Origin of the sequence: Paraneptunicella aestuarii (assembly GCF_019900845.1) — a bacterium.
Taxonomy (GTDB): Bacteria; Pseudomonadota; Gammaproteobacteria; order Enterobacterales; family Alteromonadaceae; genus Paraneptunicella; species Paraneptunicella aestuarii.
Genome location: NZ_CP074570.1, coordinates 4,766,403 through 4,788,828, shown reverse-complemented (window position 1 = coordinate 4,788,828; position 22,426 = coordinate 4,766,403). Strand labels below are relative to the sequence as shown.

The 22,426-nt window shown below is 43.5% G+C and carries 26 protein-coding genes; 15 read left to right on the top strand and 11 right to left on the bottom strand.

Translation table 11 applies throughout. The features are described from left to right. Positions 1-157 precede the first annotated feature (157 nt). Complete coding sequence (locus KIH87_RS18800) at positions 158-1,579, top strand: sodium-dependent transporter (protein ID WP_232359385.1); 1,422 nt, start codon at positions 158-160, stop codon at positions 1,577-1,579. A 68-nt stretch (positions 1,580-1,647) separates the two neighbouring features. On the opposite strand, the gene KIH87_RS18795 is transcribed toward KIH87_RS18800, so the two are convergent. Further along, positions 1,648-2,469, bottom strand: a complete 822-nt coding sequence (locus KIH87_RS18795; protein WP_232359384.1) for an NAD-dependent epimerase/dehydratase family protein — start codon at positions 2,467-2,469, stop codon at positions 1,648-1,650. 130 nt (positions 2,470-2,599) lie between these two features. Between KIH87_RS18795 and KIH87_RS18790 the strand changes: the two genes are divergently transcribed. Next, positions 2,600-2,788 carry a hypothetical protein gene (locus KIH87_RS18790; RefSeq protein ID WP_232359383.1) on the top strand — a complete coding sequence of 63 codons (189 nt, stop codon included), beginning with the start codon at positions 2,600-2,602 and terminating at the stop codon, positions 2,786-2,788. Positions 2,789-3,039: 251 nt separating this feature from the next. Here KIH87_RS18790 and KIH87_RS18785 read toward each other — a convergent pair whose 3' ends face one another. Then, positions 3,040-3,249, bottom strand: a complete 210-nt coding sequence (locus KIH87_RS18785) for a YgaP family membrane protein (RefSeq protein ID WP_232359382.1) — start codon at positions 3,247-3,249, stop codon at positions 3,040-3,042. Positions 3,250-3,463: 214 nt separating this feature from the next. On the opposite strand from KIH87_RS18785, the gene KIH87_RS18780 reads away from it, so the two are divergent. Together KIH87_RS18780 and KIH87_RS18775 are read left to right on the top strand one after the other, a co-directional pair. Then, the gene (locus KIH87_RS18780; RefSeq protein ID WP_232359381.1) at positions 3,464-3,892 is read left to right on the top strand and encodes a response regulator; all 429 of its coding nucleotides are present in this window, start codon (positions 3,464-3,466) and stop codon (positions 3,890-3,892) included. 101 nt (positions 3,893-3,993) lie between these two features. Further along, entirely contained in the window at positions 3,994-5,121 is a 1,128-nt protein-coding gene (locus KIH87_RS18775) for a MalY/PatB family protein (protein ID WP_232359380.1), read from the top strand. 209 nt (positions 5,122-5,330) lie between these two features. Here the strand turns inward: KIH87_RS18775 and KIH87_RS18770 are convergent, their stop codons facing one another. Both KIH87_RS18770 and KIH87_RS18765 read right to left on the bottom strand, forming a co-directional pair. Then, complete coding sequence (locus KIH87_RS18770; RefSeq protein WP_232359379.1) at positions 5,331-5,807, bottom strand: hypothetical protein; 477 nt, start codon at positions 5,805-5,807, stop codon at positions 5,331-5,333. Positions 5,808-6,050: 243 nt separating this feature from the next. Further along, positions 6,051-6,998, bottom strand: coding sequence for an IS30 family transposase (locus KIH87_RS18765; RefSeq protein WP_232357857.1), 948 nt, complete (start codon positions 6,996-6,998; stop codon positions 6,051-6,053). A 219-nt stretch (positions 6,999-7,217) separates the two neighbouring features. Between KIH87_RS18765 and KIH87_RS18760 the strand changes: the two genes are divergently transcribed. The 3 genes from KIH87_RS18760 to KIH87_RS18750 are packed head-to-tail and all read left to right on the top strand — an operon-like array spanning position 7,218 to position 10,442. Further along, a complete protein-coding gene (locus tag KIH87_RS18760; protein ID WP_232359378.1) occupies positions 7,218-9,803 on the top strand; it encodes a COR domain-containing protein in 2,586 nt (861 codons plus the stop codon). Between the two features lie 45 nt (positions 9,804-9,848). Next, positions 9,849-10,145, top strand: a complete 297-nt coding sequence (locus tag KIH87_RS18755; RefSeq protein ID WP_232359377.1) for a type II toxin-antitoxin system RelE/ParE family toxin — start codon at positions 9,849-9,851, stop codon at positions 10,143-10,145. A 3-nt stretch (positions 10,146-10,148) separates the two neighbouring features. Beyond that, complete coding sequence (locus KIH87_RS18750; RefSeq protein WP_232359376.1) at positions 10,149-10,442, top strand: addiction module antidote protein; 294 nt, start codon at positions 10,149-10,151, stop codon at positions 10,440-10,442. An 88-nt stretch (positions 10,443-10,530) separates the two neighbouring features. On the opposite strand, the gene KIH87_RS18745 is transcribed toward KIH87_RS18750, so the two are convergent. From KIH87_RS18745 to KIH87_RS18730, 4 genes are all read right to left on the bottom strand, one after another. Beyond that, positions 10,531-10,962 carry a DUF1330 domain-containing protein gene (locus tag KIH87_RS18745; RefSeq protein WP_232359375.1) on the bottom strand — a complete coding sequence of 144 codons (432 nt, stop codon included), beginning with the start codon at positions 10,960-10,962 and terminating at the stop codon, positions 10,531-10,533. A gap of 14 nt (positions 10,963-10,976) precedes the next feature. Further along, the gene (locus KIH87_RS18740; protein ID WP_232359374.1) at positions 10,977-11,390 is read right to left on the bottom strand and encodes a hypothetical protein; all 414 of its coding nucleotides are present in this window, start codon (positions 11,388-11,390) and stop codon (positions 10,977-10,979) included. Positions 11,391-11,543: 153 nt separating this feature from the next. Further along, positions 11,544-12,596 (bottom strand): PLP-dependent cysteine synthase family protein, encoded by a 1,053-nt coding sequence (locus KIH87_RS18735; RefSeq protein WP_232359373.1) that lies wholly within the window; start codon positions 12,594-12,596, stop codon positions 11,544-11,546. 164 nt (positions 12,597-12,760) lie between these two features. Further along, positions 12,761-13,027 (bottom strand): DUF3862 domain-containing protein, encoded by a 267-nt coding sequence (locus KIH87_RS18730; protein ID WP_232359372.1) that lies wholly within the window; start codon positions 13,025-13,027, stop codon positions 12,761-12,763. A 167-nt stretch (positions 13,028-13,194) separates the two neighbouring features. Here KIH87_RS18730 and KIH87_RS18725 point away from each other — a divergent pair, with 167 nt between their 5' ends. From KIH87_RS18725 to KIH87_RS18700, 6 genes are all read left to right on the top strand, one after another. Further along, positions 13,195-13,443: a YkoF family thiamine/hydroxymethylpyrimidine-binding protein gene (locus tag KIH87_RS18725; RefSeq protein WP_232359371.1), complete on the top strand. Its 249-nt coding sequence runs from the start codon at positions 13,195-13,197 to the stop codon at positions 13,441-13,443. Positions 13,444-13,745: 302 nt separating this feature from the next. Beyond that, positions 13,746-13,910, top strand: a complete 165-nt coding sequence (locus KIH87_RS18720; protein WP_232359370.1) for a hypothetical protein — start codon at positions 13,746-13,748, stop codon at positions 13,908-13,910. Between the two features lie 225 nt (positions 13,911-14,135). After that, positions 14,136-14,540, top strand: a complete 405-nt coding sequence (locus KIH87_RS18715) for a DUF3830 family protein (RefSeq protein ID WP_232359369.1) — start codon at positions 14,136-14,138, stop codon at positions 14,538-14,540. A 238-nt stretch (positions 14,541-14,778) separates the two neighbouring features. Then, positions 14,779-15,189: a GFA family protein gene (locus KIH87_RS18710; protein ID WP_456320192.1), complete on the top strand. Its 411-nt coding sequence runs from the start codon at positions 14,779-14,781 to the stop codon at positions 15,187-15,189. 55 nt (positions 15,190-15,244) lie between these two features. Continuing rightward, positions 15,245-15,868 carry a class I SAM-dependent methyltransferase gene (locus tag KIH87_RS18705; protein WP_232359367.1) on the top strand — a complete coding sequence of 208 codons (624 nt, stop codon included), beginning with the start codon at positions 15,245-15,247 and terminating at the stop codon, positions 15,866-15,868. A gap of 15 nt (positions 15,869-15,883) precedes the next feature. Continuing rightward, positions 15,884-16,717, top strand: a complete 834-nt coding sequence (locus KIH87_RS18700; RefSeq protein ID WP_232359366.1) for an ATP-grasp domain-containing protein — start codon at positions 15,884-15,886, stop codon at positions 16,715-16,717. A 98-nt stretch (positions 16,718-16,815) separates the two neighbouring features. Here the strand turns inward: KIH87_RS18700 and KIH87_RS18695 are convergent, their stop codons facing one another. The 3 genes from KIH87_RS18695 to KIH87_RS18685 all read right to left on the bottom strand — a co-directional run bounded on the left by KIH87_RS18695 (position 16,816) and on the right by KIH87_RS18685 (position 19,789). Then, positions 16,816-17,766, bottom strand: a complete 951-nt coding sequence (locus KIH87_RS18695; protein ID WP_232359365.1) for an ABC transporter substrate-binding protein — start codon at positions 17,764-17,766, stop codon at positions 16,816-16,818. Positions 17,767-18,068: 302 nt separating this feature from the next. Further along, a complete protein-coding gene (locus KIH87_RS18690; RefSeq protein ID WP_232359364.1) occupies positions 18,069-19,088 on the bottom strand; it encodes a 1-aminocyclopropane-1-carboxylate deaminase in 1,020 nt (339 codons plus the stop codon). Next, entirely contained in the window at positions 19,088-19,789 is a 702-nt protein-coding gene (locus KIH87_RS18685; protein ID WP_232359363.1) for a GntR family transcriptional regulator, read from the bottom strand. The genes KIH87_RS18690 and KIH87_RS18685 overlap by 1 nt, the downstream gene beginning before the upstream one ends. 213 nt (positions 19,790-20,002) lie before the next feature. Here KIH87_RS18685 and KIH87_RS18680 point away from each other — a divergent pair, with 213 nt between their 5' ends. Beyond that, complete coding sequence (locus KIH87_RS18680; protein ID WP_232359362.1) at positions 20,003-20,932, top strand: alpha/beta fold hydrolase; 930 nt, start codon at positions 20,003-20,005, stop codon at positions 20,930-20,932. A gap of 211 nt (positions 20,933-21,143) precedes the next feature. Beyond that, complete coding sequence (locus KIH87_RS18675; protein ID WP_232359361.1) at positions 21,144-22,142, top strand: alpha/beta fold hydrolase; 999 nt, start codon at positions 21,144-21,146, stop codon at positions 22,140-22,142. Positions 22,143-22,426: the final 284 nt, after the last annotated feature.

Genomic DNA, 22,426 nt, shown 5'->3' with positions numbered 1-22,426 from the left:
TGGTTGTAAGCCAGAGTGAACTTATTTTTCCAAGCATTTCACCACATTTGAAAAGACATTTTGTAAGGCAATTGTTAACATCGCTGTCGAAATGTGACGCTGGTAATAAAAACTGGCTGAATTATAACAAAAATAATTGTATTGAAAGGGAGAGGGTATGAGTGCACCTCGTGAACAGTTTGGTTCCCGACTCGGTTTTATCTTAGCTGCGGCAGGCTCTGCAGTAGGGATCGGGAATATGGTTGGGTTCCCTGTCGCTGCAACAAAAAACGGTGGCGGCGCGTTTTTGCTTATCTATGCAATTTTTGTATTTTTTATTTGTTTGCCTGTGATGTTGGCAGAAATGTCTATTGGTCGCCACACGCAAAAAGATCCGCTTGGCGCATACAATAAAATTTCAGGACACAAACAGCCCTGGACGATGGCGGGTTGGTTGTCGATCATCACCCCCTTTATGATCGCTGTGTTTTATATGGTGATCACCGTCTGGATATTTGGATATCTTTTTAATTCAATGATTGGAAACCTGGAGTTTTTGGCAAAGCCCGACACCTTTGGTAACTTCATCAATTCTTCCGACATCTTTATCTTTTTGGCTGTAGTAACCGGTTTGGTTTACTTAATATTGCTGGGGGGCGTGCAAGAAGGTATTGAGAAAGCGGCGAAGTTACTTATGCCGACTTTGTTCTTCATGCTTATTGGTATGGTTATCTTTGTACTGACACTAGATAACGCATTCGCAGGTGTTGAGTATTATCTAATCCCTGATTTCAGCAAAATCACTGCATCTACGGTGAGTGCCGCACTATCGCAAGCCTTTTTCTCTCTATCTTTGGGCATGGGGATCATGATTACTTATGGTTCTTATTTAAACCGTAGTAATGGTGTGCCTGGTGCTGCGAAAATGGTGGCCTTGACCGACACAGCCGTTGCTTTTATTGCCGGTTTGATGATTTTACCTGCGGTGTTTTCTTTTAACCCTGATACCAATACTGCTGATTTAAGTGATTCTTCGGTCAGTATGATCTTCTCATTCTTGCCCAAGATTTTTCTGGCACTTCAGTCTTCTATTGGCTATACCGGCGCAAGCGTTGTGGCTTCTGTGTTTTTCTTGTTGGTGTTCTTCGCGGCGATTACATCTTTGGTTTCCATTTTGGAAGTACCCAATGCCGCCTTGATGGACGAGCGTAATTTAGATCGTAAGACTTCATTGTTGGTACTGGGCGTTGCCATGCTAACCCTGTCGATTGTTTCCATTACTTCCTTTGGCATGATGGACTTTTTCACCAGCTTCGTTAGCTATGCGGGTCAGAGTAAGTCATTTTTTGATGTGCTGGTGGATGTGTTCTACGACACCATTTTGCCATTCAATGGCTTCCTGATTTGTATCTTTGTTATCTATCGTTGGAAGCGGGCGAACTTTAATGCAGAGCTGGATCACGGTGAACCAAGCTACAAAGGCAGTTTTTATGAAAAGTACGTTGATTTCTCGGTCGGTACTTTTATCCCCGCGATTTTATTGTTGATCTTCATTAACACTGTTGCCATTAAGTTTTTTGGCACGGGTTTAATTGGATAACATTCAAATAGTTAGAGACTACTTACTGGTTAAGTTAAACGTTAAGTGGTCTCTAACTCTAATTTTCATCAAATCATATCGTAAGGACTGGGATAATCCAGCGTGATCCCCAGCTTCTTAATGGTGTTTTTAGCCTCAATTAATTTGCCAGAAATTGAATCCGAACCCTCTGGTAAAAACTCTGGTTTCGGCAGATTAAATCTTGCCGCAGCCCATTGATAATACTCTTTTCGCGTCGGATGTTCTGTCGAGCATAGGTGCAATGTTTGCCCCCATATATCGTTATCAATAATTGCTGATATTGCTTTTATCACATCGTTTCGATGTACCAGATTAACAACCTGGTTCGGGTGAGGAATATCCAGTTTTCCTGAAAGACTTTTGGCTGGATGGCGCTCCCCACCTACTAAACCGGCTAATCGTAGAATGGTCGCCTTGGCTAATCGCTGTCTAATATAATTTTCTATCTCGACATGGGCTTTTCCCGAGGGAGTGCCTGGAGCCGTGCTGGTGGTTTCTGTAATGGTTCCTTGTAAGTCGCCATAAACAGAAGTTGTGCTAATAAACAATAAATGAGTTGTGCCCAGTATAACGAGTTCATCGATCAGTTTAATCATATTGGCGACGAAGGTTTCAGGTTCCAGGTTTCGTCGTCCTGGTGCGATATTGATGATGGCAAGGTGATGCTCATTTTGAACTTTATTAACCAAGGAAGACTGAACCGAGTTGCCTAATTCAAATTGGCTGGCTTGCCAGCCTTGTTGACTCAAGGTTTGTACTTTTTCGTTGCTGCGCGCAGACAGGCAAATTGACATGCCAGAATCGCGCAAATGTTCTGCGAGAGCTTGGCCTAACCACCCTGCGCCTATAATAGTTACCGAATTAATCAATGGATCCTCTTCAATTGCAATTAATGTGGGTTTTCACGCTTCCAGATTAGACAAATATTGATCTAACCCACTATATTTATCCCAGTATTACGGCATAATAGCCGTCCTTTTGACTAATAGGATACGCAATATGGGCGATTGGGGTTCTGCATTTTTATTCGGCCTAATGCTAGTGGCATTCGTTTTGGGATTAAGCAGCATTATTATGAGCTTTTTTCAACCGGTTAGTGATAGTGCCATTAAACACCGTATCGAGTACGGATTTTTTGGCGTATCTGGGTTAATCGTTACTGCATTGATGCTTTACGCGATTAGCTAATTAGGCTTTAACTCAACCATCAGGTTGAATGCCAACGAGATTTGGCGACTGGGCGGTGATTAAGCCGCTATGCAGAAAAATATAGAAAATATAAAAAAAAACGGCTGATAGAGATATCAGCCGTTTTTACTTTTTCGAACCAGATTATTTAGATGATGTAAACGGGGGTGTCTGCAATGATACTTCCCTGTCTAACCTCCGCCTTATAGCTTACCAATCCACATTGAAAGCGTCCTTTGCAACACATCAATCTAGTTCACGTGATAAGTGTCTATGCCCAGCATTTTATATAGGTAGCAAACACCTGTTGCACACGAAACCCATAGTAGAGAACCAAGTACCAGTAGCGCGATGTTCACCATATCGGGTAAAACCTGCTCAACAGCCAAGGCAAAAAATAAACAAGCAATAATAGAACGAACAGCAGTATCCATTACACCAACATTATCTCGATCAATCATGTAGATTCTCCTACAATTTACTTGCGTTCAGTATGGCAAATCCCGGTTTGATTAAAATTGATACGGATCAACAAAACCGTTAGCCATATTTTTTCTTAAACGCAATCTTTGAAAAAGAAGAACAAAAAGTAAGTGTAGTTTATTTTCTGGCAGTCGCAGTTTGGAAAGCCTATATTTGATCCAAGCGGTCACCTAAACAGAGGAAAAGCTGAGCGTGGCAGATTCTGATGCGGGATTATTCCCCAATATCATGTTAATTGACGACGAAGAACTCACCCAAACCTTGATAGCGCATATGCTCAAGGAAATTCACTGTGGCGATATCATGGTGTTTGGCGGGTCAGAAAGAGCATTACAAAAATTGCAAAAAAACCAGGGTTACTTCGATCTGGTCATCAGTGATTGGGAAATGCCGGGCATGAATGGCCTGGACTTTTTGCGTGCATTCCGTCAGTTCGACAAAACCACCCCAGTTTTAATGGTGACCGGGAACACTTCTCGGGAATTAGTGGTCGAGGCGATTAAAGCGGGTGTGAATGATTTTCTGGGTAAGCCTTTTACGGCAAAAGACTTACTGGCAAAAGTGAAGAAACTGGTTAAACAAAAAGCTGCTGCTGATTTATCAAAAGGCTTTGATGAATAGTCTAGCTTATAGCAATCAAGAACAATTCCGCACTAGGCACAGCTAAAATAATCATTACAATCTGATGCTTGATACTGAATCATTAAAAAGGGCATCCCATCATGGATTTTTCTCAAACTATTTCCCGCGATAACACCTATTCTCTCAAGTGGCTTAAATATCAGGGACAAGACATACTGCCGATGTGGGTTGCTGATACCGAATTTAGCTGTGCGCAGCCCATTCTGGATGCTCTGCATAAACGTGTCGGTCACGGCATTTTGGGTTACACCCATCCGAGCCAATATGCTCCCGCCAATGAAGCCGTAAAACACTGGTTGAAAAAGCAATACAACTGGGACATTGAGCTGGAATGGATCGTTTGGACACCGGGCGTTGTACCTGCCTTTAATCTGGCATGCCGCGCTTTTTGTGAACCGGGCGACAAGGTTATGGTGCAAAGCCCTAATTACCCGCCCATGTTAGCCGCACCAGCGATCAATAAAATGGAACGTGTTGATATCGACACCGTTGAAGTGGATGGTCGTTGGACATTGGACTTCGCGCAATTAGAAAAAGAAGCGCAGGATCCGAAAGTGAAAATGTTCATCCTGTGTAACCCGATGAACCCGGTCGGCTCAGTGCTTACCGAAGCGGAGCTTAAGGAAGTGGCGCGTATTTGTCAGGAAAACGACATCTTCCTGTGCTCCGACGAAATCCACTGCGATCTGGTCTTGGATCAACAAGCCAAGCATATTCCTGCGGGTACTTTAGCTGGTGTTGAAAGCCAAACCATTACCCTGATGGCAGCCAGCAAAACCTTTAATATTGCAGGTTTAGGCACGTCATTTGCGATTATTCCCGACGCCAAACTGCGCTTTCAATATAATCATGCCGGAATGGGGTTATTGCCTTGGGCGAACATTATGGGCTTGGTGGCAACGGAAGCCGCCTTTACCGAATGCGATCATTGGCACAAAGTCTTGTTAGATTATTTGCGTGGCAACCGCGATTACCTGTATCAGGAAATCAATGCCATTGAAGGATTACGTATGTTGCTACCGCAAGCGACTTATCTGGCTTGGGTTGATGCTTCTGGTTTAAATGTGCCACTTCCGCAGAAGTACTTTGAAGACAAAGGCGTAGGCCCTTCACCGGGCGCAGACTTTGGCAATAAGCAGTTTATTCGCTTGAATTATGGTTGCCCGAGATCGCATTTGGAACATGCTATTCAGCGTATAAAAGCTTAATTGACAATCTATTCTGCATAAAAGTGTTAGGTTATTAGTCACCTTTGGATAGTTTTAAGCAGACCCTCAGCCTGACTTTCAATTTTGTTGACGCGGCTGTGGAGCCTCCACGGATGGAATTTCGGCGAGTCTGCGTAAACTATCCCAATGTGTTAAGCAACGGCACTGCTATTTGTTAACATTAATTTAATGCTAAAGACTGTTGGCTATCAAACTCCCATTCTACGAGCGATAGTTGACGTTTGACCGCGCAGCGTCTCAAGTTTTTGGCTGGAAACCACCTGCCCACCGTTTTTATGTAACCTCGCTGCATCTCCTCGGCTATTAGTGTGAACCAAACTGCCTCCGCCATGCCCTTGGAAACTCGCTTCATGATGAAAATAGCCTTCTCTTGGCGTGTGATGTCCACCATGGTGAGCTCGTAATTCTCGGTATTGAGTTCTAGTGAGACCTGTTCCTTGCGCTCTTAAATCTCGATGAAAAGCTACCTGCTGATCTTTGGTTTTAAAAAACGCATGGGTGGTGTGTTTGCGGATATCCTGAACTTTTGGCCCACTGTCATGCTCTTGACGTAACCTGCCTGAACCATGATCTGTGCGGAAATACATAGTGGGCTGACGTGTTCCTTCCTGCGTCGCAAAACGCAAATTCTCAGAACGATAAACCTGTTGCGGAGTATAGGGCATAACGCCTCCAATGCTTTGAATTCAAGAGAAAATCAGAAGCAATATTAGTGTTGAGTGAGTCAAAAAAGCATTGCAGCAAAATGGTTAAAATTCAAGCGAATACTAAAAGTTAGCTTTGGACTATTTTGCCTAATCATTTGGTTTGGCATTTTTGGTATGTATTTCCTTACTTTAAGGAAATAAATATTGGCAATTGATGGCGGTGGTGCGCGGATTCAACTCTCAAGTGCAACACTCAACCAATTAAGCAGCATTCAGCAGTTCATCAAAGACAACTGCTGGCTGCCTGAATCCGAGGCACTTCCTCGGACGTAAATTTATCTGCTTTTCGATTGAAGACAATTCTTCATCACTGACTGTCGTCAGATCAGTTCCCTTGCGAATATATTGTCTCAGCAAACCATTAAAGTTTTCATTCAATCCTCGCTCCCATGAGGCATACGGATTGGCAAAATAGATATCTGTCTTTAATGCCTTTGCAACGGTTTCGTGGTCACAGAATTCTGTACCATTGTCTGCTGTAATGGTTTTAACCGAATCGGTATAAGGGCGTAACATATCAGTCATGGCTAGTGCGACATCTTTCGCATTTTTGCCACTCACTTTACGCACTAAATAGAGCCTGCTTTTGCGCTCAACAAGGCTCACAATCGCCCCTGTTCCTTGTTTACCCAGAACAGTATCAACCTCCCAGTCTCCGAAGCGTTCCTTTGTGTCAACCACTTCTGGCCTGTGCTCAATACCAACGCGATTTGGGATGATAGTGCGTTTGCCTGAACCACCTTTTTTATACTTTCGGTGTCCATGTCTTAACTGTTTAAAAAGCTTTCCTCCGGCTTTTTTATCCTCATAGATAAACTCATAAATCCACTGATGACTTACTCGATATCCTGTCAGATCACCCACACCAGAAATTTGCTCTGGACTCCATTTAAGTGACAAACAGTACTCAACAAAAAAGCGCGTATCATCGGGTATCCCACGTTTACTTTTATGGAGGTGCCTTTCCATTGTTATTTTATGGGCAGTCTCTGCACAATAACCTGTTTCAGAGACATTGCGCTTAATTTCCCGACTCACACTACTTTTGTTCTTGCCAATCTGAATGGCGATATGACTTTGGCTAAAACCTTCTCGCAATAATGCTTCGATCTGATATCTTTGACCCTCGGTCAACTGCTTATAACTCATGGTAATACTCTAATTTTTGGCGACTTTAGAATACCACCAATAGGCAGTTGATCGTCTATCACCATGCAACCATGAGCGTTGCACTTATTTTATGAAATAGCGTGTTTTGCGCCATGATGGGGTTCATACTTACTCGCTTATTTACTTGAGCACTCGTTAAAAGCAGCTAGCTAACATTAGCCAATTAACAAAAGAACAAAAGAACAAAAGAAAAAGTCCATGGAGAAACTAGAACCTATCCCAATTCCCGAAGACTGGGAGCTGACAATAGATGATTTGCCGTCAGAAGGGCAGATCCGGATGCTGTTGCAGCAAAAAGGAAAAGATAAAAGGAGAAAAGCGCTGGTTGCTTATGCTTGGCGTGCCAGTTTGCGAGCCTTGCCTTTTGTCACAGCAAGATTGAGTCTGAGTGAGATTTGGCTGAAGCGTACAGTGTTGCATATTGCTGCCGTGGTCCGTGCTAATATTCTTTTGCAAACCGTTTTGCGCGAAAATCAGGGCGTTAGCGTTGATTTTCGCGGCGCCGCCGACGCCGCCAAAGCCACTCATGCCGCCTACGCCGCCTACGCCGCCAAAGCCGCCGACGCCGCCAAAGCCGCCGATGCCGCCGATGCCGCCGATGCCGCCGATGCCACCTACGCCGCCAGAGCCGCCGCCGACGCGGCCAAAGCCGCCGATGCCGCCTACGCCGCCAAAGCCGCCAAAGCTGCCGACGCCGCCAGAGCTGCCTATGCCGCCAGAGCTGCCGATGCCGCCGCCGACGCCGCCGCCGACGCCGCCTACTCCGCAAGATCATGGATATTAAAATGTAGTATCCGTGATTTTAACCATCTATTAAGTCATGACCCTGATTCTCTTTTTTCTCAGCCTCTTTGGTATGAAAATAACCAGTACGAAAAGAGCCAATATAAAGAAAGCCGAAATCAAGAAGATAAGAGCGAAGATCAAAGCTTTATCGAATCTATTCATCGGGAGTTTTGTCAGCAATTAGAAGAATTGGATTTAGGTTTTCTCGCTCAAGATGTGCAAACACTTTGGTGTGGGCAGTTGATTGAGAAAAATCGCCTTCTGCGTTATTGCCGAGAAGATGTCAGTGATGAAGTGTGGGGTGATGCCAAGTCGTTAAGGCTTTTTCTTCAGGGAGATGATCATTTAAAAGCGAATCCCATATTTCGCATTATGTTAGTAGGGCCGGGTGGCGCGGGTAAAAGCTCCTTACGAGATCTTATTCTTACTCGCGGAACTGCATCATCGCAACCAGCGACAACGGGAATAGTCTGCAAGGAAATTAATCAGGAAGAACTGAACGACAAGCATGGGCGCGTACTTGCTGATATTGAAGATAAAAATCTGGAATTATTACTGTGGGATTTTGGTGGGCAGAGCATCTTTCACAACCTGCATCGCGGCTTTATGCGCACCGAAAACTGTGTATATGTGTTAGTAGTCGATAGCCGCCATGAACAAGCCCCCGATGAATGGTTAGCGCAAATTCGAGAGCATACAAAAGAACATATTCAAGAGCATCGTACAGGAGAATTCCCGCAAAGCGATGACATCGACAAGCCTCAACAGGTTGGTAAAAAAGTCGAAGTGCTATTAGTCACCAATTGCCATGAAGAAGTATTTCGTGAGCAAAACCAAAACCGCCTGATTAGAGAGTATCCAGAACTCCTGGACAAAGACTCCTTTATTTCATTTTCCTGCATCGACCCCGACGATAACGAGGGCAAGTTTAATGAGTTTTTACGAAAGCTGGTGAACACCTGCATTGAAAGCCAGTATTCGATCTCTCAAGATGCGCATAAAGCGATTATCAAATTGAAAGAGGTGTTTTCAGACGATCACTTTGTGCCCAATCATGAGCTGAAAAAGGCACTAGAAGTTGAAGGGGATGAGGAAGAATGGCTGCGGATTAGCTCCAAGCTGGAGGGGTTAGGCAAGATAGTTTCAAATGGCGATTCAGATTATTGTTTAGACCCGGATTGGGCTGTTAAAGAAGCCTATAGAGTAATTAATCATTCATCACTAAAGGATAACGGTGGTGTTGTTGGTAAAGCGAAGTTACGTGATGAAATAATCGGTAAAAATGTTGATTCTGAAAAGTTGATTGCGTTTTTGCAACAGCATAAAGCAATGCATATATTTCGAGTAATGATGGAAAAAAGGTGCTTTTTTCCAGATGCCGCTCAGTTTAATGAACCGGATATGCACCATGCATTTTTAATGCGGGAAGAGAACAAACACCCTTTAATGATTCAGTATTCCTTTGATTCTATTCCGCTGGGATTTCGCAGCCATTTCGTTGTTGGGCTATTTAAAACGCACTCGTTTGATATAAGGCTACCTAGCGATGTGTGGACTGATGGAGTGTTTGCTAGCTGGAAAGGTGGCAAGATCAAGACACTGATCGAATACTCCTTTAATAAACAAGCAATTAATATAAAGTTTTTTGGTTTTGATAAAACAAAGGATATCGCCCTTCCGCTGCAAACATTGCACGAAGTGATCGCGGAGTTAGCACCCGAAGCAGTTCCTATATTGGCTGACGGCTTTAGCCAATTCACAGATGACGAAAGAGAACAGATATTTAAACATATAGAGGTTTATAAAAAGCTGGAAGTGAATAAGCATCATGTTGAGCCTGTTAAGGAACAAAGCAACAAGACTCGCGTTTTATTTATTTGGGCTGCGATTGCTGGGATTGTTAGCACAATTGTTACGGTATCCGACTCGAAATCAGCCAAGGCACTTGCGATATCCTCCTTGGAATCAGTTAAAGCGTTCATTTTCAGTTTTTTCTGACGATATTCTTGCTAGATGGTATCCATAAGGATACTATCTGGCCTTATGAAAAGGATTTTAACTACCCATTATTTTGATCGTTGGTTCAGCGAACTCAAAGACGTGAAAATAAAAGCGAGGATCAATGCTCGTTTGCGTCGTTTAGAAAGTGGTCACATGGGAGATATAAAAGGACTTGGCGACGGTGTGAGTGAACCCAGGTTTTTCTTTGCAACGGGCTTTCGTATTTATTTTACGGAACGTAATGGCGATATCGTGATTCTACTATGTGGTGGAGACAAATCATCACAGAATAGGGATATCGCTAGAGCAAAGAAAATGTGTGCTAATTTGGAGGATTAAATAATGAAACTCTCAGAATTAAATCATTGGGATGTTCAAAATTATTTGAATTCTCCTGATGATATTGCGGCCTACCTTGATGCCGCGTTACAGGAAGATGATCCTGACTTTTTTCTTGTTGCTGTGGGTGATGTCATTAAAGCATTAGGGGCAAAAAGAATTGCTGCGCAAATGGGGCATGGTGAAAAGAGTTTGTACAAATCTATCAAGCCTGGAGCCAAACCGCGTTATGACACGGTTTTTAAAATGCTCCATGCCCTCGGTGTTCGAGTATCCATTACCGCGACTACCCACTGATTTTCACACGTTGTAATTTAAGGATAAATAAACCCGGTTGCTTCCTAAAACCGGGTTTTTCGTATCAGTTACCTGCATTAAGCTCGCTCTAAAACTTCCGGCTCCTAGTCTCAACTACGGGCAACAACCTGGAATCAAGCAATGCCGCAGTTCGGTGGCCTAATCCTGCCAGATAATCCTGATTGGATGCGAAGGCCATAAAGCTTTCAAGTGAGCTTTGTTTTACCACCATCACCTTGTCCCATTGTTCATCGGGTGGGCCTATCAGGTATTTGCCGCCATCGCCTAAAAATAGAAGTTCACCGCCACTTTGTTTTAAAAAGGGTAAGGTGAAATCAATGTATTTTTGAAAAGCGGCTTCGCCTGAAATTGGCGTTTCTGGAGCGAGTTCCGGGAATTGTGAGTAGTCGGCGATATCGTTAAAGCGCAGTAGGTTAAACATGACCACTGCGCCGCTGATATTGCGGCTAAATAAGGCGGCTCCCGCTTCTTGAGTGGGTTCTAAATAGTGTTTGTTCATGGCCAGACTTCCCGTTAGCTCGCTGAGGCGATTTTTCTTGCGCTACGTTTGCCGTGATAGGCGTGGAATTTCTCCAGTGCATTTGATGTGGAGACATCAAAATCAATGGCATTCCAAACCGGGTCGTCGGGGTCGAGACCCAAGCTGGTGATGTAGTCGCCGGAGGCAACGAAGTATTGGCCTTTGTAAGTAAGCAGGTAGCCGCCGTGGTTGTCTTTGTGCTCTTTCGCTTCTTTGTAGGTGCTAAACCAGTGGTTTAAAAAAGCGGACATGCCGGGATACCAGTAGGTGTCGGTGGCGTTTTTACATGACGTCCAATCGGCGTAGCCTTGTTCTTGTGCAACCAGGTTAAGGGCGTCTTTGCGTTTAATATTTTGCTGTTTCGATAGCCAGCGAGCCTTTGCTCTAAGGCGAATTATGGGATTCATACAAACCTCTCATTGTCTGGGATCTGTTCGCGTTAAACCCATGAAAAATTTGTAAATTGTAAGAAATGAAAATGAAGTGACTGTGATGGTTAATCGTCTTTTGCGAACTCAGGCGCCTTCGTACACCTGAGCGCAATGTTAACCAGCGGATTATTATTGAGCAAGCAAATTCTGGTGTTCACTTAAGTCTAGTCCTTGTTCTACAACCCAGTCATCGTTGTAATAAGTGTTTAAATAGCGTTCACCGCTGTCGCAAATCAGGGTGACAATACTGCCGGTTTCGCCTTGTTCCTGCATCTGTTTTAAAAGCTGTAATGCCGCATAAACGTTAGTGCCTGTGGAACCGCCGCATTTTCTACCTAGCACGGTTTCCAGCCATCGAATGGTCGCAATGGAGGCGGCATCGGGCACTTTCACCATGTGATCAATCACATTGGGCTGAAATGAAGGTTCTACCCTTGGGCGACCAATGCCTTCAATTCGAGAGCCTTTATTGCTGGTGATGGCGGGATCTCTATTCAGGTAATAATCGTAAAACACCGAGTTCTCCGGGTCGGCGACCATTAGTTCGGTTAGCAAGTGATATTCCGGATGCAAGCGTATATAGCGACCGATAGTGGCAGACGTACCGCCGGTTCCAGCGCTCATCACTATCCAGCGTGGAATAGGAAAGCGCTCTTTTTGCATTTGTTGAAAGATGCTTTCGGCAATGTTGTTATTGCCGCGCCAGTCAGTGGCGCGCTCCGCATAGGTGAACTGATCCATGTAATGACCGTTCAATTCCTCTGCCAGTTGATGCGCTTTGGCATAGAGTTCGCTCGGTTCTACCTGGCAGCATTCACCATTGTAAAACTCGATCTGCCTGATCTTCTCTTTCGCTGTATTGCGAGGTACAACAGCAATAAATTTCAGCCCTAACAGGCGAGCAAAATAGGCTTCGGAGATCGCCGTACTGCCGGAAGATGATTCAATAATCGGCGTATCTTGCCCAATATGTCCATTGCATAAGCCGTACAAAAACAAGGAACGCGCCAGGCGATGTTTTAAGCTGCCGGTTGGATGAGTCGATTCGTCTTTCAGGTAGAGATCGCATCCGGGAAATTGCGGTAAATCCACTTTGATGAGGTGGGTATCGGATGAACGATTGTAATCGGCATTGATCTTTTGAATGGCGTCGGCGACCCATTGTTTATCGTGTTGTTTCATACTGCGCTGCTGGTTGTTTTACGTTTTTTACTAATTTGGATTACTGCTTGGAGAGTCTATCTTGAAGCAATTGGTTCAAGATTTGAGTATAACACTGAATGCGGGAAGCACCTTACCTGAGCAGATAAGCCCAGATAAGGTCTGGTTCAGACTATTTAGGCCGTTTACAGTTTGTCACTGGAGAATGCGACGGCGGCATCTGCAACAAAACTGACCTTAATATACTTGGCTTTATCGTTGCCCCAAATACAGCTTTGGGTTCCCAGGGTTGATGAACATTCGTCATGGGAACCGATGACTTGCTCGACTTCTTTCAAGCTCATGCCCATGCTGAGTTTGTCGTAGTTTTCTTTGTTGAGTTTACTGCAACCTGTCAGTAACAAGGTGGCTGAAACAACACCTGCCAGCGTTAGCGATTTTTTATTGAACATCCGATATGCCTTTTTCAATATTATCTTTATTGTAAATTGACGCTAAAAGTAGCAAAAATTCTAATATGTAGGCAATTTTTTCTGTAAACCTGTGATTATTTATTCAGAGGCTCTTGCCGAGCCCTTATAATGCGCAAAACCAAAGCAGAAAACGTATGGAGTAGGCTATGAAAATATCTGTTGAAATGAGTTTATACCCACTGGCTGACGAGTATTTACCGTCGATAAAAGGCACGGTTGAGCGCTTGAATGCAGCTCAGGATGTATTGGTGAAAACCAACGCCATGAGCACTCAGATTGTGGGTGAATATGATCGGGTAATGGCCTTGATAAATAAAGAAATGAAGCGTTCTTTTGAAGAGATTGGAAAAGCGGTTTTTGTATGTAAATTTATCAATAGTGCGTTGGATATTTAGCTTTCGACTCTTTGGGCAATAGTTGAATACTCGATGAAACTTTTTCCAAGACACGCTTCGGTTTTCCGGCTCATTGTTGATACTTATCTCTTTCGTGCCTACTTGAAGGCGTTAATGCGTATGGGGTGTGATAACTTAAACAGAATGATGTGTGATAACTGTTAAGCCTGTACTCTAAAATAATCTCTTTAATTTCAATGTATTGCTAAGTCTTGTTAATTTTTTTTCAGATTTTGTTATTTTTTCATCAAGTTTTTTTAGCAAATAACGATAACTAAACTGAACAAGACTCAGGTTTAAGAATGATGACTGTAATGCAAGCAAACACCTCACAACAAAGCGATCAACTACCTCTTGATGCGCTGGCTGAAAGTTCCGTCTTACCGGGCGTTGCTGAAGCCGAATTACCGTTTGCATTACCGTTCAATGTTCCGCGTGAAATTATGGAGAAGTTACAGTCACGTTGAGTGTTGCTCATAAACTCATGATTTGAAGAACGGGCTTTACCTCAAGCCCGTTTTTTATTGCCCGCTAAAAACTGACTTATCCCCAATTCTGGTTAACTGACTTCCGAATTTGCCAGCACCTCTTGCCTATGGTAAAAAAATCCTTCACCGTAATGCAGTCTGTGGTGTTTGAGTTCAGATTATTCTGATTCGACAGGTACTGCTAATAATGACTCTGGAGAACATATGATTATAGAAATTGACGGGCATAAATTTGATGCAAGATTTGAAGAGCAAAATTCACCTGAAACTTGCGCATCGTTTAAGAAGGCAATGCCCTTTGAAAGTCAGGTTGTACATGTTCGCTGGAGCGGTGAAGGCATGTGGATCCCGTTAGGGGACAGAGACTTTGGTGTCGGTTATGAAGATGCCACCAGCCACCCTACGCCGGGGCAAATTATTTTGTATCCAAAAGGCAAAAGCGAAACTGAAATCTTGATTGCTTATGGCAGCGTGAGTTTTGCCTCTAAAGCGGGAGCACTTGCAGGTAATCACTTTGCGACCATTACTTCCGATTTGGATAAATTGCGTGAAATCGGCATGTCTACCATGTGGGAAGGCGCCAAGAGCATTAAGTTTATAGCCGAATAAACGACATCAACTGTATTGTCCATAATTCGGTCGTCCACATCAATTGGCTTATGTGGATGACCGTTTTTGTATCAGCCTCAATGATTAACTCCTTGTTTCGATAAACGATCGGCTAGATTTGATCGTGATTTGTTGACACAAGCGTTAGCAAAACAACCATGCTTAAATGGAATATCGAATAGCGTTTTAGTGCGAGTTTTCTTCGCATAATACTTGCCAAATAAATCAGGGGCGTAGGATGATACGAACTGCGAAATGTTGTTGTGGGAAAACCAGTATCAGGGTTTCAGGTGAACCAAAGGTTCATGCGGTTTGTCATTGCTTGAATTGCAAAAAGAGAACTGGAAGTGCCTTTGGCATTTCGGCTTATTTTCGTGACGAACAGATCCAGCAGCAAGAAGGTGAAACGTCTATTTATCAGGTTGATAAACCTTCCAGTCAATATCGGCATTTTTGTCCTCATTGTGGCACTACGCTGTTCTGGAAAGTGGAGCTTTTCCCTGGTTTAACGGGTGTTGCTGGTGGCTGTTTTGCTGAACAACCTTTGCCAGAACCTGTGTATACGGCTTCGAATGAGCATAAATTGGATTGGTGTCGCTTGCCAGAATACTGGAAGACATCCATTCAGCTAGAAGATTTTACTGACTAACTTAACGACAGAACCTGTTAACCCGGATTCAGATGATTAATGTGGAGAAAACCGAGTGACCAAGACAATTCAATTTTGGGACAAAATGGCTATTCGAAGTGAAAAGCAAAATGATTCCGATGAGGGTAAAGAAAACAAAACCATTGATCGCACAATCAAGCATTTAAATTCAGAACAAAAAGTATTGGATTTTGGTTGTGGCATTGGTGGTAATACGTGTGATGTGGCAGAACATGTTCAGCATGTTGATGCCTTTGACTATTCCCCCGAATCTATTGAAGTTTCCAAGCGTAAAGCGCAGCGCCGAGGCATTGCCAACGTTGATTTTGCGGTTACTGATCTTTATGACGAGCGTTATCAGGAAGAAGGCTACGATGTGGTTATCGCTTACAACATACTGCATTTGATCGATGCACCTGAAAAAGCTGTGCAACGCATTAATAAGCTATTAAAACCCGGCGGTTTGTTGATTTCTGCAACGGGTTGTCTTGGTGAAAAGAAATCCTTTTTCCGCATGTTTTTATCTTTATTGAGTAAAATTGGTGTGGTTCCACCGATGACATCATTTAGTATTGCCGAGTTAGAGAATCTGGTTACCAGAGGCAGTTTTGAGATCCTCGAAACGGAAGTGCTGGACAAGGCTCTAACAGACTATTTTCTTGTGGCTAAAAAACAATAAAGTGACGCTATAAATATGGAAAAACACATCGCTTGTTTAGTGAAAGCTCTGGATCAAATGGCGCTTCCTCACCGCTATATCGATCGTGAACAGAACCTGGTGCAAGTGACGTTACCTTGGGGAAAAGAATATTTTCAATTGAACAAAACCCCGTTCAACAGCGAAGTGGTTTACCATTTATGCCGCGACAAAATGCACACATACGAAATTCTTAATGAGCATATTCGTATGCCCAAAACTCTGTCTTTCCTCGATTCCACAATACCTGCGGAGTATCGCCATTATTGCCAATATCATTCTACGGAGGAAATGGTTGAGGCGACGGCCGAACACTTTGATTTCCCTGTGGTGATAAAACGTAATGCCGGAGCATTAGGCAAAGGTGTGTTTTTATGTGAAGACAAAGAGCAAGTTCGTCAGGCATTAGATAAAACCTTTGATCATCATTCCAAGGAATACGATTTTCTGGCTTTAGCTCAGGAATATGTTTCCAGTAAATTAGAGTATCGATTGCTATGCGCGTTTGGGGAGCCAGTATTGGCGTACCAAAGAGGTAGCAAGGAAGGGTTCAATTTACGCTATTGGGAACAGGACGAAATTGCTATTCAAGTGCATGATGAGTCCCTCATTCAGGAGTTATACGAGTTTGTCCGCCCTTGTTATGAGCACATTGATTTAGGTTGGGTTGGATTTGATATTATTATGGGGCACGACGGTAATTATCATCTGATAGAGCTTAATTCCTCGCCTAAATTTAATAACTTCATTAATAACAATGAGTCACAGCAAGTTGTGGATTTATACGTTCGTGCAATGACGTTATTTATGGCACGACGAGGTGTGTCTTAGGCTTTTGTCTATCGAATCTGAGTCACGCTACTTACTATTGCCTGTGGAGGAACGGTACGCAACACGACGATTTTAGGCAGAAAGTGGATTAACACGACTTACCTGACTAATTGATCATTGATGATGCGTTCTATTGGAGGGGGCTCTGTAAGCAGCCGGTTTTGCATCATGCTGGCGGTAAGTTTCATCAAGGTTTGATTAACCAGGGCTTTTTTTCCAGACAACATGATTTTGTTTTTCTCTTCGCCAACCAATTCCAATCCTTCATAGCTGGCGAGCACTTCCTGTGGTGAAATGTTTAATCTTTTTGCAATGCGTCGTGATGCGTCCCTGGGCTCATTGAACATGTACTCAATGGCTTCGAACCAACCCTCTGCAAGTGACTCTGCCTGATGGCGATTTTTTCTTAGGTAGCTTTTTCGTATCACTAGTACATCTATTATTTCTCCTGGAATATTCCGGCTACTGAATACCTCTACACCGTCTTTCTCCAATAATTTGGTTCGTACAGGTTCGAAGGTGACGACAGCTTGTACCTGATTGTTGTTAAAAGCGCTTTCGTGATCTGAAACACCAAGAGGAACGACCTCAATGTCTTTAGGGGTCATATTATTGATTTCTAGCGCTCGTGATATGAAATAGGCTCCTAGAGCTGTGCTTTCTACGGCTATTTTTTGGTGTTTCAGATCTTTGAAATGAGAGAATTCCGGTTTGGCAACAATGACGTCGGCACCTTTGGAAATGTCCAAAACCAAGACCACTTCAGCCTGCATGTTGTCTTGCCAAAGTGAGATAACTTCATCAAGTGTGAGAGCTGCGGCATCAATGGATTGGTTTCTGAAAGCTCGCATGACTTCACTGGAAGAGTTGAATTCGGTCATTCTGACCTCTGAGCTGTCCCAATATCCCAATTCTGCGGCGAGATAGAGGGGCTCATAACCCGGCCACAAGTTTGTACCCACACGCATAGGCTCTTTGCTTTCAGGAGCGCAAGCGGTCAGTAATAACCAGAACAGAAACAAGTTTAAAAAAACAAATAACTTTTGCATGAGCACACCTCTCAAACTGAGCTCGGGTATTTCTGCAAATGAGATACAGAAAGCAATCAGCTTGAATATGTACACCTCAGTAAAGAGGGGCATCTTATTCAAGCCTAGACAAAGAGGGGGGCTTTTCCACCAATTGAAACCTATTCTTTAGTTGTAGAACGGTTATGTTGTTGATGAAGGGGGGCAGGATAACTTACAGGTGCCTAAGTTTTATAGTGGTGATTCATTTTCAGTTACTATCACCATTATATTTGAACCCCCCTCTTTAATTCAGAAGAATTAAGGAGTGCTAAACGCACTCCTTACCCATTCCGGTAGATATAGCTGTAGCCATTCAATGCCGGGGTTCCGCCCAAGTGAACATAAAGCACTTTTGAGCCTTGTGGGAAGTAGTCTTTGTTAACCAAATCTATCAATCCTTGCATTGATTTTCCTTCGTAAACCGGGTCGGTGATCATCGCTTCGGTTTGCGCTGCCAAGCGCATGGCATCGTTTGTTTCTTTGCTGGGAATTCCGTAGGCAGGGTAGGCGTAATCCGGGTTAATGTGTACGTCTTCTTCTGTTATTTCGGACTCAAGTCCGATCAACTTTGATGTGTTTTGAGCGATTTCCAATACCTGGGCGCGGGTTTGTGCAAGTGTACCCGATGCATCAATGCCAATGACTCTACTGGAGCGGCCTTCGGGTTTAAACCCAACAATCATGCCGGCCTGAGTTGAGCCGGTGACAACACACACAACGATATAGTCGAATTCAAATCCGAGCTCTTGTTCTTGTTTTTTCACTTCTTCGGCGAATGCCACATAACCCAAAGCGCCGAATTTGTGCATGGATGCGCCTGCGGGAATACCATAAGGTTTGCCTCCAGCGTCTTTCACTTCCTGCAAGGCTTCTTCCCAGCTCTGGCGGATACCGATATCAAAGCCGTCGTCGACGATGCGTGAATCTGCACCCATGAGGCGTGATAGTTGAATGTTGCCGACACGGTCGTATACGGCGTCGTTATGAGGTACCCAACTTTCCTGAACTAATCGGCATTTTAGCCCCAGTTTTGCGGCAACGGCGGCAACCATTCTGGTGTGGTTAGATTGAACCCCGCCGATTGAAACCAAGGTATCTGCGCCCGAGGCAAGAATATCTGGCACTATGTATTCCAGCTTACGTAACTTGTTGCCGCCCATTGCCAGCCCTGAATTACAGTCTTCACGTTTGGCGTAGATCTCAACTTTTCCACCCAGGGCTGCGCTAAGTCTGGGTAAATGTTCAATATGAGTTTCACCGAAGGTTAGAGGGTAACGCTCAAAATTGCTTAGTAAACTCATTATTCCGACTCCTGTTGTTGGGTCATGTAAGAAATAGTCTGTTGTTTTGCATCTTCTAAATGCTGGCGCAATAGGCCAAGGGCTTGTTGAATTCGTCCTTTACGACACGCTTCCAATAAGTCCCAGTGCTCTTGCTGTGAATGTTCCTGTTGCTGCATGGTGTTGAGGTAAAGCAAAAGATAACGAGCAACGTTATTGTGCAGAACAGAAACGGTTTCCAGTAGTTTGGGCATCTGAGCTGCGCGATAAATGGTGCTATGGAATATCCAGTTAAGATTTGACCATTCAATCGGGTCATCAGAAGCTTCAATCAGCTTCAATGTGCTTTCTGCGGCAATGAAGTCTGCGGCAGTCAGTTTAGGAATGGCTCGCTCTAAGGCTATTGCTTCCAGAGCCACTCGCATTGTGTATATTTCGTCTACTTCGTTGGTTGATAGTTCAGAAACAATGGAACCACGGTTGTTTAAGAAGGTAACCAGTCCTTCATTCTGTAATAAGTAGAGCGCTTCTCTGACAGGGATCTTACTGACGCCAAATTGACTAGCCAGAACATCCTGTTTCAATGCCTGCCCGCTTGGAAACTTTCCGGAAATAATGGCGTTACGGATCTGATCAGCCAGTATTTCGGAAGTGGTTTTGGTTGCTTTGGATAATGTTTTCATGGTCGGATCGTATAATCGTATACGATTTTGTTCAAGCATTAATTTTTCCGGGTGATTTTTTAGATAGAAAGAAGCTTTAAATATTTAATTAGAAGCCTGTTTAGCGACGTTATCTGTGAAATTACATTAATGAGAAATATTTTACTTTCTCCGGTGTAACGAAGCGTGTACTCTCTTTTGTAACGCTTTAGAGCTGTAGGTTTTGGGTCTTTAGCATGAGGTAAAACTGTAATAATTCGTTAGAGTGAATATATGTCACAATTTGTTCCTTGGGACAGCCAACCACTGGATGAATGGGCTGAAAAATATGCAAAAGGGAAGTTTGTAGAGTTAGGTGGTCGCCAAACTCATTATCTGGAAAAAGGTGATGGCAAAGAAGGCGCTGCGCCAGTTATTCTTCTGCATGGCTTTTTCTACGATTCATATATGTGGCATGAAAATATTGATGCGCTTGCTGCTGAGCATAAAGTGTATGCGCTGGATTTATGGGGGTTTGGTTACAGCACTCGTGAGCCGCTGGATTACGGTTATCCCTTGTATGAAGAACAAGTATTGCGCTTCATGGATAAAATGGGCATTGATAAAGCGACATTGGTTGGGCAATCAATGGGCGGTGGCACCAGCATTCTATTTGCTCTTAATCATCCACAACGAATTCATAAGCTGGTATTGGTTGATGCTGCGGGTCTTCCTAATAAGCTGCCGGCTGCAAGTAAACTGGTGAATATGCCTGGTGTTGGCAAGTTTTTGATGGGGTTAAAAACCGACAGTTTACGGCGTAAAAGTCTGGGTGATTTCTTCGTTCACAACAAGCATCTTATTACGGATGAGTATTTTCAAAATGTCACCCGCTTTCATAAGGTGGCGGGTACTACGGATGTGTTGTTGGGCATTCAGCGTCGAGAATTTTTCGATAAGCTTAGTGATGAGATCCATCATTTAGGTGACTTATTTCTGCCAACCCTGATTATTTGGGGGAAGCAAGATCGCGGCGTGCCCTTTACTCGCGGTGAAGAAATGAACACCATTCTGCGCGGTTCCAAGTTAGTGATTTTGGATAAGGCTGGGCATGTGCCTAACTATGATCAAGCTGAGCAATTTAATCAGGTCGTGCTTGATTTTTTGCGTACCGAGAACGAATCCCGAGCCGCAAAAGCCTCTGAGTTAGAAGTAACAAATTAACTTCAAACAGGTTGATTCTTAAAGTTTATCTTGTGCAAGGGAATGCTAAATAGTCGCTTTGAAACCTGCTGTTTTCCTTCCATTTTGCCTGTTGTGTAGGCCGTTTGATTTTTGTCGAGGCTGATATGTTTGCTTCGAATCAATCGTCTCAATGTTTTTATTTCACGAGTGGATGGTTGAAAACTTCAATAAACAATTGTGAGACATAGTTATGAATAAGAAGACAAAATTAGGTGCAGTGGTTTTGCTCGGTTTGCTTATTGCCTTTACTCAGGTTGATTGGTTTGATGATGCGTCACAATTTGTTCCTTGGGACAGCCAGCCACTGGATGAATGGGCTGAGAAATATGCACAAGGGAAGTTTGTAGATTTAGGCGGTCGCCAAACTCATTATCTGGAAAAAGGTGAAGGCAAAGAAGGCGCTGCGCCAGTTATTCTTCTGCATGGCTTTTTCTACGATTCATACATGTGGCATGAAAATATTGATGCGCTTGCTGCTGAGCATAAAGTGTATGCGCTGGATTTATGGGGCTTCGGTTACAGCACTCGTGAACCTCTTGATTACGGTTATCCCTTGTATGAAGAACAAGTATTGCGCTTCATGGATAAAATGGGCATTGATAAAGCGACATTGGTTGGGCAATCAATGGGCGGTGGTACCAGCATTCTATTCGCTCTTAATCATCCACAACGAATTCATAAATTGATATTGGTTGATGCTGCGGGTCTTCCCAATAAACTACCCGCAGCGAGTAAGCTGGTGAATATGCCCGGCGTTGGAAATTTTTTGATGGAGTTAAAAACCGATGCCTTACGACGTAAAAGCCTTGGCGATTTCTTCGTTCACAACAAGCACCTGATTACGGATGAGTATTTTCAAAATGTCACCCGTTTTCATAAGATTGCCGGCACTATTGATGTGTTGTTGGGCATTCAACGTCGAGAATTCTTCGATAAGCTAAGCGATGAAATTCATCGTTTAGGCAATTTGTCTTTACCAACCTTGATTGTGTGGGGAAAAGAGGATCGTGGCGTGCCCTTTACTCGTGGTGAAGAAATGAGCACCATTCTGCGCGGTTCCAAGTTAGTGATTTTGGAGCAAGCGGGGCATGTGCCTAACTATGATCAAGCTGAGCAATTTAACCAAGTGGTACTCGATTTTCTGCGTACTGAAGAAGTTGCCAGAGCAGAGGTGGTTAACTCACTCTAAATAAGAGCACATAACTGCAAGTCACCCACAAGAATTTATCGCAGGGAAGCGATGGTTTAACGGTTAAATGCAATAGCCTCACCTTGCTTTCTATACCTTTCTACCCTCTATATTTCATCCAGACCGCTTTCAGCCAAGCCTATGAGGCTAATCAGCGCATTTCAATATTCCCCGGTAACAATAAAATTACGGAAATGTTGCATATTTATTACAAATTTTATGTGTCTTCCTTATCTTTCAATTACTCTGACTTTAGCTTTGTAAGACAATATTTAAATGGATTT

Excerpts from the sequence above, each read along its gene's own strand:
- KIH87_RS18800 (WP_232359385.1), top strand. The coding sequence starts at position 158 with ATGAGTGCACCTCGTGAACAGTTTGGTTCCCGACTCGGTTTTATCTTA.
- KIH87_RS18790 (WP_232359383.1), top strand. The coding sequence starts at position 2,600 with ATGGGCGATTGGGGTTCTGCATTTTTATTCGGCCTAATGCTAGTGGCA.
- KIH87_RS18785 (WP_232359382.1), bottom strand. The coding sequence starts at position 3,249 with ATGATTGATCGAGATAATGTTGGTGTAATGGATACTGCTGTTCGTTCT.
- KIH87_RS18775 (WP_232359380.1), top strand. The coding sequence starts at position 3,994 with ATGGATTTTTCTCAAACTATTTCCCGCGATAACACCTATTCTCTCAAG.
- KIH87_RS18770 (WP_232359379.1), bottom strand. The coding sequence starts at position 5,807 with ATGCCCTATACTCCGCAACAGGTTTATCGTTCTGAGAATTTGCGTTTT.
- KIH87_RS18765 (WP_232357857.1), bottom strand. The coding sequence starts at position 6,998 with ATGAGTTATAAGCAGTTGACCGAGGGTCAAAGATATCAGATCGAAGCA.
- KIH87_RS18760 (WP_232359378.1), top strand. The coding sequence starts at position 7,218 with ATGGAGAAACTAGAACCTATCCCAATTCCCGAAGACTGGGAGCTGACA.
- KIH87_RS18755 (WP_232359377.1), top strand. The coding sequence starts at position 9,849 with ATGAAAAGGATTTTAACTACCCATTATTTTGATCGTTGGTTCAGCGAA.
- KIH87_RS18750 (WP_232359376.1), top strand. The coding sequence starts at position 10,149 with ATGAAACTCTCAGAATTAAATCATTGGGATGTTCAAAATTATTTGAAT.
- KIH87_RS18745 (WP_232359375.1), bottom strand. The coding sequence starts at position 10,962 with ATGAACAAACACTATTTAGAACCCACTCAAGAAGCGGGAGCCGCCTTA.
- KIH87_RS18740 (WP_232359374.1), bottom strand. The coding sequence starts at position 11,390 with ATGAATCCCATAATTCGCCTTAGAGCAAAGGCTCGCTGGCTATCGAAA.
- KIH87_RS18735 (WP_232359373.1), bottom strand. The coding sequence starts at position 12,596 with ATGAAACAACACGATAAACAATGGGTCGCCGACGCCATTCAAAAGATC.
- KIH87_RS18730 (WP_232359372.1), bottom strand. The coding sequence starts at position 13,027 with ATGTTCAATAAAAAATCGCTAACGCTGGCAGGTGTTGTTTCAGCCACC.
- KIH87_RS18725 (WP_232359371.1), top strand. The coding sequence starts at position 13,195 with ATGAAAATATCTGTTGAAATGAGTTTATACCCACTGGCTGACGAGTAT.
- KIH87_RS18720 (WP_232359370.1), top strand. The coding sequence starts at position 13,746 with ATGATGACTGTAATGCAAGCAAACACCTCACAACAAAGCGATCAACTA.
- KIH87_RS18715 (WP_232359369.1), top strand. The coding sequence starts at position 14,136 with ATGATTATAGAAATTGACGGGCATAAATTTGATGCAAGATTTGAAGAG.
- KIH87_RS18710 (WP_456320192.1), top strand. The coding sequence starts at position 14,779 with ATGATACGAACTGCGAAATGTTGTTGTGGGAAAACCAGTATCAGGGTT.
- KIH87_RS18700 (WP_232359366.1), top strand. The coding sequence starts at position 15,884 with ATGGAAAAACACATCGCTTGTTTAGTGAAAGCTCTGGATCAAATGGCG.
- KIH87_RS18695 (WP_232359365.1), bottom strand. The coding sequence starts at position 17,766 with ATGCAAAAGTTATTTGTTTTTTTAAACTTGTTTCTGTTCTGGTTATTA.
- KIH87_RS18690 (WP_232359364.1), bottom strand. The coding sequence starts at position 19,088 with ATGAGTTTACTAAGCAATTTTGAGCGTTACCCTCTAACCTTCGGTGAA.
- KIH87_RS18685 (WP_232359363.1), bottom strand. The coding sequence starts at position 19,789 with ATGCTTGAACAAAATCGTATACGATTATACGATCCGACCATGAAAACA.
- KIH87_RS18680 (WP_232359362.1), top strand. The coding sequence starts at position 20,003 with ATGTCACAATTTGTTCCTTGGGACAGCCAACCACTGGATGAATGGGCT.
- KIH87_RS18675 (WP_232359361.1), top strand. The coding sequence starts at position 21,144 with ATGAATAAGAAGACAAAATTAGGTGCAGTGGTTTTGCTCGGTTTGCTT.